The organism is Planktothrix sp. FACHB-1365 (genome assembly GCF_014697575.1).
GTDB lineage: Bacteria > Cyanobacteriota > Cyanobacteriia > Cyanobacteriales > Microcoleaceae > Planktothrix.
The window spans coordinates 55,963-67,719 of record NZ_JACJSC010000009.1 but is presented as its reverse complement, the minus strand read 5'-3'; the positions used below and the strand labels follow the sequence as shown (position 1 = coordinate 67,719).

Here is an 11,757-nt window from a genome sequence, read left to right as displayed (position 1 = left end):
ATCAAATCTCTAGGAAACTGCCTGTTTTGAGTATAGTCCGGCAAATCTCGGCTTGGATCTTGATCCTCTGAAAAGAGTTTGTTAAGATTTATGAAAATTATTAATTTTTTCTTCATGAGCTTTTTTCATCCCACAGAACCCATCATCCGAAGCAAACAGAACCATCTCGATATTCAAGACTTAAAAGGGTTATTAAAAATAAACTTAAAATTCGGTAATATAACGTTGTTATCGAGCTTTTACACCCGAATTGACCAAGTATTCTTACTTTGGGGCTGGATTTCGCTGATTATCTTTGCTATTGCTCAATTTTTACCCATTAGTTGGATTACCCAAGCTTACTGGTGGTCAATTCTAACAATTGTGGGAACTATTGGAATGATGGCTTTAAGTTATTATTGGGTACAAGTTGAACGATTGACTTGGATGGTTTATTGGTGGGTGGCGTTAATGGTCTTGGGTTTGGGGTTAACAAATCTGGGAATTTTTTGGGGATGGTCAGAGATTTTAATGAATCTTTGTCCCCTCTGGTTAGGGTTGTGTGCATTAGGCTATTTAGGAACAGGAATTGGATTGCATTCTCGTGCTTTTTTAATTGCCGGATTTATCCATTTCTGGGGTATTTTTCTATTGCCTTATTTTATCGGTTGGCAATTTTTAATCAGTGGTTTAATCCTGGGTGGAACTTTATTATTTTTTGCCGAAGTTCAATGGGATATGCGATCGCAAATTGAATCCTATTTACTGACGGCTGAAGAAATGGCGTTCAACCAAGAACAACATCAACGCCGACAAATACAGAGTTTATAAGCAATGGGGAATTACGAATTACGAATTACGAATGGGCACTCTTGCAATGGGCAATAGTGACAATACTTTTGGCTGTTTCATAGACGTTTAAAATTATTACAAACTATTTGGGATTCGTATATTATCCCGATTGCTTATTTCCTTAACTCAATCGGTCAATTCCGGCCGTGATAGCTTATAATAGTAAGAAACGGATTTAATGATCATTCATTTGAGTTATGACTGCTGCTAGTTTCCCAAAAATAAAATTTCTGAAAATCCCTACCTCTCAAGCTTGGTTGGAACAGGCGATCGCAAATTTAGATATCATTTTACTCGACCATTCTCACTGTGAACGCAAAGCTGCGGGAGTAGCAATTAATTTAATGTTTCGCTATCCTTCGAGCGTGAAACTGATTAAAGAATTAACCGCAATTGCTAAAGAAGAATTAGAACATTTTGAACAAGTGAATCAATGGTTAGAACGGCTCGGCGTTCCCTTAGCGCCGTTATCTGCACCGCCTTATGGTGCTGGTTTAAATCAACAAGTGCGACGGGATGAACCGCAACGAATGTTAGATTTATTGTTAGTTTCGGGATTAATTGAAGCCCGCAGTCATGAACGATTAGGGTTATTATCTCAATATTGTCCTGATCCTGAACTCGCTAAATTTTACCGAGGATTAATGGCATCAGAAGCCAGACATTATGGCATTTATTGGGGATTAGCAACCACTTATTTTGAGTTAGAAATAGTCACAAACCGCTTAGAAGAATTAGCCACGGTAGAAAGTGAATTATTATCAACATTATATCCCGAACCGAGAATTCATAGTTAAAACTTTGTCTCTTCAACTTCCGATGAATATTCAATATCAATCCTTTTTAATTCGAGATTGGCAACCGCAGGATCGAGAAACTGCGGCGAGTTTAATTGCTTCTGTTTTAACCGAATATGGTTTAGGATGTGAGCCCTGCGGCGCAGATATAGATGTCTACCAAGTAGAAGACTATTATCAACAGAAAGGGGGAGAATTTTGGGTAATAGAAGAGAATCATCAATTAGTAGGAACCGCAGGATTTTACCCGATTCCGAGGGGAAATAAGGCGGTAGAAATTAGAAAAATGTATTTATTACCAGAGGTGAGGGGAAAAGGATTAGGAAAATTTTTATTATTAGAATTAGAACGGGAGATTAAAGCAAAAGGGTTTCAAGAAATTTGGATAGAAACAGCAACGGTCTTAAAAGAAGCCGTCCAACTTTATGAACGTTATGGCTATGAACCGACAACAGGAGTGGAAACAAAACGCTGTGATTTGGTTTATAAAAAAGTCATTAATTCATGATTTTTACGGTTTAACTCTTTAAGAAAGGTGGGGATTGAGGCGTAAACGCCTCACTACAAATTATTAGGGATTAGACTTAAAAAGTTCAAAAATTTGCCGACAAAAGAGTTTTAATTTTTCAGCAGATTCAGGTTCCGGTTGAGTTTGGCCAACAAAATTCCAATTTTCAATCGTAGAGACTTTCCACTGTTGTCCTTGATGGTCATATCCGGCTGCTTCGACACCGATCACACGGCGTGTTTTATCCACAGGATCATGATAAAACCGAATTTCAATTAAAATACAACGACTTTGTAACAACCGACTGCGACCCGGAAAGTGAAAACCGATGTCAATCGAATCAGGATCAAGCAGTTCCCTCGTTTCTGGGTCATTTGTCCAGGGTTTGAGATCCACCCGCGCATCAGGAAATTGAACTTTAAATAAATTGACAACCGATGCGATTTTGCTGGCAATTACCACGTTATTAGCCTGTTCAGCAGCGTTCACGAAACCACTCTCCTCCAAAATAATACTCTGAGTGCCTTTAATTAACTTATGTTAACTACAGATGATTGATCACAGACTGTTAACGGTAAACACTCCCCTGAAATTTCAATAAAAAGTCTACTTTTTACAAAAATTAACATAAAAAGCTGAATCCAGGGAGGAAAACAAGAGTTATAAACTTGATTTGATCAGCCAAGAATAGAGTTGTTTCGTCAAGGCTTGTCAACTTGATCTGACTGAATCTATCCATTAGAATTAAAGTAGAGAATAATAGATAATTCTGACTAAAAAGTGGGTCAGTGGTCAGATCTAAGGATGACACCAGCTATGAGAATTTTATTGGTAGAAGATGATTCAAGTTTTGCAACGATGATTCAAGAATTATTAAGTCACCACTATTATCTAGTGGATGTAGCTGATGATGGAGAAATGGGTTGGAAACTAGCAGAAGCTTTTGAATATGATCTGATTTTATTAGATTTGATGTTGCCTAAATTAGATGGTTTAAATTTTTGTAAAAAACGGCGACAAAAAGATGATCGCACCCCAATTTTATTAATCACAGGTGAAGATAATAGTACCACAAAAGTAGCGGGTTTAGATGCTGGGGCAGATGATTATTTGGTTAAACCCTTTGATTTAGAAGAATTATTGGCTCGAATTCGGGCTTTATTACGACGAGGACATGATGCCTTAAATCCTTTAATAGAATGGGGGCTTCTGCACCTTGATCCTAGCAATTGTCAAGTTACTTATGGTAATCAATGCCTTAATTTGACGGCTAAAGAATATGCTTTATTAGAACTTTTTTTACGCTATCCACAACGAATTTTTAGCCAAGCGTCTCTGTTAGATCATCTGTGGTCTTATGATGAACCTCCATCCGAAAATGCGGTACGAACTCATATTAAAAGCTTGCGAAAAAAACTTAAAAATGCCGGAGCAAATGAAGTAATTGAAACGATTTATGGGTTAGGATATCGGTTAAAAGAAATAGCTAAAAACCCCTTTTTAGTAGAATATAATCCTCCTGTTTGTAATTCCAAAAAACCTCAGACTTTAAACTTAAACAAAATTTGGCAGAAACAAAAATATAAATATTTTGAACGGATTAATATTATTGAAGATGCAGTGCAATCCTTAAAAACCGATGCTTACACCTTAGAAATTCAGCAAAAAGCCTTGAGGGAAGCTCATACGCTCGTTGGTTCATTAGGAGCTTTTGGGTTTAAAGAAGCCTCTAATCTTTCTCGCCAAATCGAACAATTATTAAAAGTAAAACATGAAAAAAATGAATTAGATTATCAATATTTATCGGATTTAATTCAAAAAATTAAAGATCTATTAAATCACCCCTTATCAGAACCTTCTTCTTCTATTTCACCCCCCCCTTTACCACTTCCCTATTTAAACGCCGCTAAACTGTTAATTGTAGATGATGATCAAAGTTTAGCAGAAGCATTAGTTACTGAAGCGCTGGCGAGGGGAATAATGGCTAGTGCCACCTATAGCCCAGAACAAGCTCGCCAGAAATTGCAACACAATTCCTCGGATGTTGTCCTTTTAGATTTAAGCTTTCCTGAGTCTACAGAATCGGGGTTTGAACTATTAGCAGAACTTGCCATCCAAAACCCTCCAATTCCAGTCATTGTGTTTACGGCTCAAGAAAGTTTTGCTGACCGTGTAAAAGTTGCCCGTTTAGGAGGACGAGGCTTTTTACAAAAACCTATTTCTCCGGCTGAAGTGATAGAAACCGTTAGTAAAGTTTTGCAAAAATCTCAATCTAATGTGGGTAAATTATTAATTGTTGATGATAATTTAGAAATCTTAGATTGGTTGCGGGCTATATTAGAACCTTGGGGATTACAATTGATTTTACTCGATGATCCTCAGCAATTTTGGAGTACCCTAGAACAATCTAACCCGGACTTACTGATTTTAGGAATTTATTTACCCGGTGTGAGTGGAGTAGAACTGTGTCAAGTTGTTCGTAATGATCCTAAATGGAATGACTTACCTGTGCTCATGCTTTCCTCTGAAAGGGATTCAGAAATTGTGCAGCAAGTGTTTATGGCAGGGGCGGATGATTATATTCAAAAACCCATTGTTGAGCCTGAACTCATTGCCCGTGTCTTTAATCGCCTAGAACGGAGTCAACTCAGGCGTAAAATTGTTGCTCAATGTTATCTCGGTACTTACCTTAACCCGAATCCGTTTAAAATGGAATGAGGGATGATCATTAAATCAGATACAATTAATTCCAGAGTAAAATTTTACCATAAATCAATAAAAATCCCCTTGTAGAACTTAATATTAATTTAATTTTTATCCTATGGCTATCTCAGAAGTTGTTTCTTCCTTTCCTGAACCCAACTATCAAGTTATTTATGCCTCAACTTGGGATGAGCGGTGGCAAATCAATCAACTCTTGGGAATCATTCACGATTTGATCCTGATTGTGGATAGTGAACATCAAGAAATTCAGGTTTTACCCACTCAAGCCCTAGCTGATTTAACCTTTCAATCTAACAGAATTGAGTTGATTTTGCAACAGCTACACAACCCAAATCACTCTCCTGAATTAATCTCAATCCTGCAAGCGGTTTTAACCGAGCAAAGAACCCGTCAAATCATCTATGAATGCCATCATGACCCTAAAAATTATAGAATATTAACAGAAATTTATCCCTTATCAACAACTGTTGTGATGGTTGGGATTAAGGATATTAGTGACTGTCCAGAGAGGGAAATTGTTCTGCAAAATCCATCGGAACAACCGGATAGCAAAACCCCAATTCCCGCCTTACAAACAACCCATCAATGTTTAAGAAAGCAAATTGAAGAACGACAACGGATTGAAAACCACCTGCATACTCGCAAAACCGAGTTAGAAACTTTAATGGATAATGCAGGAGATTGTATTGTCCGCCTCGATCAAAAATTTCGCTATCTGTATGCTAATCGTAGAGTTGATTTCCTGTTAGGAATTCCTCAAAAAAATTTGCTGGGAAAAACAAATCAAGAATTAGGTCTTCCTCTGTCAATTTGTAAGCAATGGGATTGGCACGCTCAACTCATTTTAGATACAGGTCAGCCCCAACAATTTGAATTCGACTTAGAAACTAATGAAGGATATCGGTCATTTCAAACCTTAATGGTTCCTGAAAATCGATACCAAGGAAAAATTAAAACTTTATTAGCAACAACACGAGATATTACCCAGCAAAAAACTGCCTTAGCTGAACTCAAGCAACAAAATAAATTTTTAAAATTATTAACAGAAGTCACGTTAAAAATACGTCAATCTTTACAAATTAATTTAATTTTAAAAACAACGGTTGATGAGGTGCAAAAGGTTTTAAATGTTGATCGAGTGATCATGTTAAAATTAAATTCATCTAAGGGAGGAACCGTTGTTCAAGAAGCTGTTTTACCTCAATGGTCATCTCTATTAGGTCAAAGAATTTATGCTTTGGATTTGAACCTGCACACTCCCGATTCTGCTCTCAGTGATCAAGTCATTAGTTTTGCCGACATTGAGCAAATTGATTTAGAAGCTGGCTATTTACAGTTAATGCAATATTTTCAAGTGAAAGCTAGTTTAATTATTCCGATTTTGTTGGGAGAAGAAGAGAGTGATAAGACTCTAAAAAAACTACAAAATTATCCAGAAGATGTCTACAATTCCTCAAAATTATGGGGATTTCTGATCATCCATCAATGTGTAGAAACTCGACAATGGGCAACTTTAGAAATTAACTTTTTAAAACAACTTGCAGCCCAAGTTGGAATTGCCTTAAGACAAGCAGAATTAATAGCAGAATTAAAACAAACTCATCAGTATTTGTCTTGCCATTTTGATAATTCTCCCTTAGCCGTTATTGAGTGGGATGAACAACTGAGAATTAAACGCTGGTCATCTCAAGCTGAGAGAATTTTTGGCTGGACAGCTAGTGAAATGTTAGGTCAACAATGGTCAAAATTTCAGGGGGTTTTTGCCACGGATGAGTTAGAAGTAACACAACAACTAATTCCCTTAATTGATGGTACCCAAACCCATCAAATTTTGGAAAGTCAAAATCGAACTCAAGACGGGAGAGTGATTGATTGTGAGTGGTATAATTCCGTTGTTCGAGATGAAGATGGGTGTTTAGTATCCCTATTATCTTTAGCTCAAAATGTGAGCGATCGCAAACAAGCTGACCAAGCTTTAATTCAAAGTGAAGAACGATTTCGTACTATTTTTGAACAAGCTGCTGTCGGATTTGCCCTGGTTGATCCAGAGGGAAAAATACTCCGCGTGAATCAACGTTATTGTGATATTACAGGATATTCTGAACAAGAATTAATTGGTCAAACGGTTCACAATTTGATCGATTCCCAAGATTTAGAAGAAATTGATGAGTTAAACTGTTTTCAAGAAGACGGTTTTCTCAAAAAATTTTCCTTAGAAAAACAGTATATTCGCGCCAATGGGCAATTAAATTGGGTACAAATTTTTGTTTCTCCTCTGAAGGGATTATGGCAAGGAAACAACTATATTGTCTTAGCTTTAGAAGATATTCAAGAACGCAAACAAACCGAAGAAGCGTTGCGAAAAAGTGAAGAACGATGGCAACTGGCTTTAAGAGGAAATAACGATGGAATTTGGGATTGGAATGTCCAAAACCATGAAGTTTTTTTCTCCCCGCGCTGGAAAGAAATGTTAGGGTATGAGGAACAAGAAACCTGTGAACATTTAACTCAATGGAAAAAACGAGTTCATCCTGATGATTTACCGGGGGTGATGAAGGCAATTCGAGACCATTTAGATCAAAAAACACCCTTTTATATTACCGAACATCGAGTGCAATGCAAAGATGGCAGTTATAAATGGATTTTAGACCGGGGCCAAGCACTTTGGGATGAAGCTGGAAATGTGATCCGAATGGTGGGATCTTATACCGATATTAGCGATCGCAAACGAGTCGAACAAGAAATTAAACAAACCCGAAATTTCTTAAAAACGATTATTGATCATTTACCCGTTGCTGTCTTTGTGAAAAGTGGAAAACCTGAAGAATTTGGGGTGATTAAACTTTGGAATAAAACCAGTGAAAGCCTGTTTGGTTTAAGTGCGGAATATTCCGTTGGACGCTCTGTTAATGAAGATTTTCCCCCAGAACAAGCTCAATTTTTTGAACAAAAAGATCGAGCCGCTTTTGCCCAAGGATTTCCCGAAGATATTCTCGAAGAAGAAATCGAGAGTCAAAGTTTAGGGAAACGACTCTTACATACCCTCAAAATCCCCCTTTATGATGAGCAGAATCACCCGGAATACTTAATTTGTATTTCTGAAGATATTACCGATCGTAAACAGGCAGAAATAGCCTTAAAAGAAAGTGAAGCTCGCTATAGTTCTATGACCAATGATGTTTTAGATAAATCGGCTGTCGGAATTTTCATTTTAGATGCTAACTTTCATATTGTTTGGATTAATCAAGCTTTAGAAAATTACTTTGGAGTTCAACGAGAAACGATTATTGGTCAAGATAAACGAAACTTAATTCAAGAACACATTAAATCTCTCTTTGAAGACCCCGAAAGTTTTGCTCAACGGGTTCTAGCCACCTATAATAATAATCAATATATTGAACATTTTGAATGCCATATTCTGCCGACGGAAACCCGCGAGGAACGCTGGTTAGAACATATTAGCCAACCCATTCAAAGCGGACTTTATGCCGGAGGTCGAATTGAACATTATACAGATATTACAGATCGCAAACGGGCAGAAGAAGAATTACACCGCGTTAATCGAGCTTTAAGAACCATTAGTGACTGTAATCAAGCCTTAGTCAGAGCCACGACAGAAACCGAATTATTGAATGATGTTTGTCAGATTTTAGTTGATGTTGGCGGCTATCATTTTGCTTGGGTGGGTTATCCACAACTGACCGCAGAAAAACGGATTATTCCGGTTGCTAGAGCCGGATTTGAATCCGGTTATTTAGACAATTTAACGATTACTTGGAATAATAATAAATCGGATCAAGGGCCATCTGAAACAGCCGTCAGAACCGGGAAAACCTGTGTTTTTCAAAATATTTTGATCAATTCCCAGGATGCACCTTGGAAAAAACAGGCGCAACAACGGGGTTATGCCTCCTCCATCGCCCTGCCTTTAATCATGACCCCAGACCAGCAAGAACAACATTTAGACAAAGAATTTACAACGGTTGCCGCAGAATCTTTTACTCCGATTCCCTTTGCTGTTCTCAACTTATATTCAACTCAAGCCAATGCCTTTAATCAAGCCGAGGTGAAATTACTCAAAGAATTGGTGGATGATATTGTCTATGGAATTGTAGCATTAAGAATTCGAGCGTCCCATGCAGAAACCGAGAAAAAATTCCGGCAATTAGCAGAGAATATTCATGATGTTTTTTGGATTACAAATGCTCAAGGTAATCAATTTATTTATGTCAGTCCCGCCTATCAACAAATTTGGGAGCGAAATTCTACCGAACTTTATGAAAATTTCCAAACTTTTATTAATACCATTGACCCAGAAGATCAACAGCGTGTTTTACAAGCTTTACAAAGTCCTGATGGGGTAGGATTTGATATAGAATATCGCATCCTTCGCCCCGATGGATCTTGCCGTTGGATTTGGGATCGAGGGTTTCCCATTCTCAATGAAACCGGACAATTAGAACGTCGGGCCGGAATTGCTAAAGATATCACCCATCGCAAACAAACCGAACAATTATTGCGACAAAATAATGAAGAATTAGAACTACGGGTGGTGCAAAGAACAGCAGAATTAGAAACAGCCAATGAACGATTACAATTTGAATTAATGCAGCGACATCGCACGGAATTTAAACTGCGAAAAAGTGAAGAACAATATCGAACCTTAGTTAAAAATTTCCCCAATGGGGCTGTATTTTTAGTTGATCCTGATTTTCGGTATACCATTGCCGATGGCATGGGATTAGTCGCTAAGGGATTATCTCGATATCTGTTAGAAGGAAAAACGATTTGGCAAGCGTTACCATCTTCTTTATTAACGACCGTTGAACCGTTATATCGGTCTGCATTAGCCGGAGAAGTCACGATTTCTGAAGTGGAATATGACGGACGAATTTATTATCATCAAGCCTTACCCGTTCGCAATGAACAGGGAGAAATTTTAGCCGGAATGGTCGTGATGCAGGATATTACAGAGCGCAAACAAGCGGAGGCAGAACGAGATAAACTGATTGCTATTATTGAAGCGACTCCTGACTTTATTTCCTCAGCAAAACCTGAAGGAGAAGTGGTTTATTATAACCAATCGGCTCGACGGATGTTAGGATTAGATATAGAGGGAAAAATCACTGATCAAAGTATTCCTAAAAATCATCCCCAATGGGCAAATAATATCATTGAAAATGAAGGAATCCCTACAGCAGTTCGAGACGGATCTTGGATTGGTGAAACTTCATTAATTAGTTATGATGGACGAGAAATTCCCCTTTCTCAACTGATTATTGCCCATAAAAATAATGAAGGACAGGTGCACCTTTTATCTACCATTGCCCGCGATATTACAGAACAGAAACAAAGTCAAGCGAATTTACGCGAAGCCGAACGACGGTGGCGGAGTTTATTAGAAAATGTTCGGCTATTAGTGGTGGGATTGGATCGTCAGGGGAAAGTTGAATATGTTAATCCTTTTTTCCTGGAAATTACGGGGTATACTCAAACGGAAGTTTTAGGGAAAAATTGGCTAGATAGTTTTAAATCCAATCCGACTCAACGCCCAAGCTCACCTCAATTTTCTGACTTATTAGATTATTATTTTAAACCCTATGATCAACAGTTGATTTTAACAAAGTCAGGAGAAGAAAAAATTATTGCTTGGAATAATACCGTGTTGAAAAATTTACAAGGAAATGCTATTGGAATGATGAGTATTGGGGAAGATATTACCGAACGCTATGCCATCGAACGGATGAAAGATGAATTTATTTCCGTTGTCAGTCATGAATTACGAACGCCATTAACCTCAATTCATGGGGGATTAAATTTATTATCTACCGGGTTAGTGGAACCGAGCACCGAAAGGGGTCAACACGTGATGAAAATTGCCGCAGAAAGTGCGGAACGGTTAGTGAGATTGGTTAACGATATTTTAGAATTAGAACGGTTAGAATCGGGTAAAATTTGTCTATCTAAACAAGGAGTTAATGCGACGGATTTACTCTTGAGGGCAACGGAACAAATGCAGGTGATGGCTAATCGAGCCGGGATTAATTTACAAGCTTGTAGTCAAAACCTAGAATTTTATGCAGATCCTGATCGGATATTACAAGTTCTTACGAATTTATTAAGTAATGCTATTAAGTTTTCCGAATCCGGCGATACGGTTTGGTTGAGTGTTCAGGAGGAACTCGGAGAAAATAGTGCAGATAATCGAGCAATTTTGTTTAAAATTCAAGATCAAGGTCGAGGAATTCCCCCGGATAAAATTGAACGGATTTTCGAGCGATTTCATCAAGTGGATGCCTCTGACTCTCGAAAAAAAGGTGGAACTGGGTTAGGATTAGCAATCTGTCGCTCCATTGTGGAACAACACGGGGGGCGGATTTGGGTGAATAGTCAATTAGATGAAGGTAGTTGTTTTTACTTCACCCTTCCAATTGAGAGACAAAAAGAGGTAAACCATGACCACAAAACGAATTTTAATTATTGATGATGATGATGGTGTGCGGGATATCATTCAAATTTCTCTGGAAGTTGCGGCGGGTTGGGAAGTGATTACCGCTTGTTGTGGCACTGAAGGATTACAGTTAGCCCAAAGCGAACAACCCGATGCGATTTTGTTGGATGTGATGATGCCTGATATGGATGGGGCAACGACGTTTAAATGTTTACAAGCTAACCCAGCAACTCAGCAAATTCCCACGATTTTGTTGACGGCTAAAGCTAAAATGAGTGAAAAACAACAATTTATTGAGCTAGGGGTAACGGGGGTAATTACTAAACCGTTTGAAGCGATGGATTTAGTGGATCAAATTCGCAGCCTCTTAGGATGGACAGACTAAATCGTAACAAATCATTACAACCTCAAGTTGGGAATTCATTACTCACAAAATCCTCACATTT

General features: G+C 38.0%; 7 protein-coding genes. 6 read left to right on the top strand and 1 reads right to left on the bottom strand.

Features of this window, described 5'->3' with window-relative positions; genetic code table 11:
* Window positions 1-90 precede the first annotated feature (90 nt).
* The 3 genes from H6G57_RS12830 to H6G57_RS12820 all read left to right on the top strand — a co-directional run bounded on the left by H6G57_RS12830 (window position 91) and on the right by H6G57_RS12820 (window position 2,136).
* Window positions 91-810, top strand: coding sequence for a hypothetical protein (locus H6G57_RS12830; protein WP_242048966.1), 720 nt, complete (start codon window positions 91-93; stop codon window positions 808-810).
* A 218-nt stretch (window positions 811-1,028) separates the two neighbouring features.
* Window positions 1,029-1,628, top strand: coding sequence for a tRNA-(ms[2]io[6]A)-hydroxylase (locus tag H6G57_RS12825; RefSeq protein ID WP_190519109.1), 600 nt, complete (start codon window positions 1,029-1,031; stop codon window positions 1,626-1,628).
* Between the two features lie 22 nt (window positions 1,629-1,650).
* The gene (locus tag H6G57_RS12820; protein ID WP_190519265.1) at window positions 1,651-2,136 is read left to right on the top strand and encodes a GNAT family N-acetyltransferase; all 486 of its coding nucleotides are present in this window, start codon (window positions 1,651-1,653) and stop codon (window positions 2,134-2,136) included.
* Between the two features lie 63 nt (window positions 2,137-2,199).
* Here H6G57_RS12820 and H6G57_RS12815 read toward each other — a convergent pair whose 3' ends face one another.
* Entirely contained in the window at window positions 2,200-2,625 is a 426-nt protein-coding gene (locus tag H6G57_RS12815; protein WP_190519107.1) for a hypothetical protein, read from the bottom strand.
* A gap of 315 nt (window positions 2,626-2,940) precedes the next feature.
* On the opposite strand from H6G57_RS12815, the gene H6G57_RS12810 reads away from it, so the two are divergent.
* The 3 genes from H6G57_RS12810 to H6G57_RS12800 all read left to right on the top strand — a co-directional run bounded on the left by H6G57_RS12810 (window position 2,941) and on the right by H6G57_RS12800 (window position 11,696).
* Window positions 2,941-4,854 carry a response regulator gene (locus H6G57_RS12810; protein ID WP_242048965.1) on the top strand — a complete coding sequence of 638 codons (1,914 nt, stop codon included), beginning with the start codon at window positions 2,941-2,943 and terminating at the stop codon, window positions 4,852-4,854.
* A 103-nt stretch (window positions 4,855-4,957) separates the two neighbouring features.
* The gene (locus tag H6G57_RS12805; RefSeq protein WP_190519105.1) at window positions 4,958-11,344 is read left to right on the top strand and encodes a PAS domain S-box protein; all 6,387 of its coding nucleotides are present in this window, start codon (window positions 4,958-4,960) and stop codon (window positions 11,342-11,344) included.
* The gene (locus H6G57_RS12800) at window positions 11,316-11,696 is read left to right on the top strand and encodes a response regulator (protein WP_190519103.1); all 381 of its coding nucleotides are present in this window, start codon (window positions 11,316-11,318) and stop codon (window positions 11,694-11,696) included. The genes H6G57_RS12805 and H6G57_RS12800 overlap by 29 nt, the downstream gene beginning before the upstream one ends.
* Window positions 11,697-11,757 lie beyond the last annotated feature (61 nt).

Coding starts and splice junctions, on each gene's coding strand:
- H6G57_RS12830 (WP_242048966.1), top strand. CDS start 91: ATGAAAATTATTAATTTTTTCTTCATGAGCTTTTTTCATCCCACAGAA.
- H6G57_RS12825 (WP_190519109.1), top strand. CDS start 1,029: ATGACTGCTGCTAGTTTCCCAAAAATAAAATTTCTGAAAATCCCTACC.
- H6G57_RS12820 (WP_190519265.1), top strand. CDS start 1,651: ATGAATATTCAATATCAATCCTTTTTAATTCGAGATTGGCAACCGCAG.
- H6G57_RS12810 (WP_242048965.1), top strand. CDS start 2,941: ATGACACCAGCTATGAGAATTTTATTGGTAGAAGATGATTCAAGTTTT.
- H6G57_RS12805 (WP_190519105.1), top strand. CDS start 4,958: ATGGCTATCTCAGAAGTTGTTTCTTCCTTTCCTGAACCCAACTATCAA.
- H6G57_RS12800 (WP_190519103.1), top strand. CDS start 11,316: ATGACCACAAAACGAATTTTAATTATTGATGATGATGATGGTGTGCGG.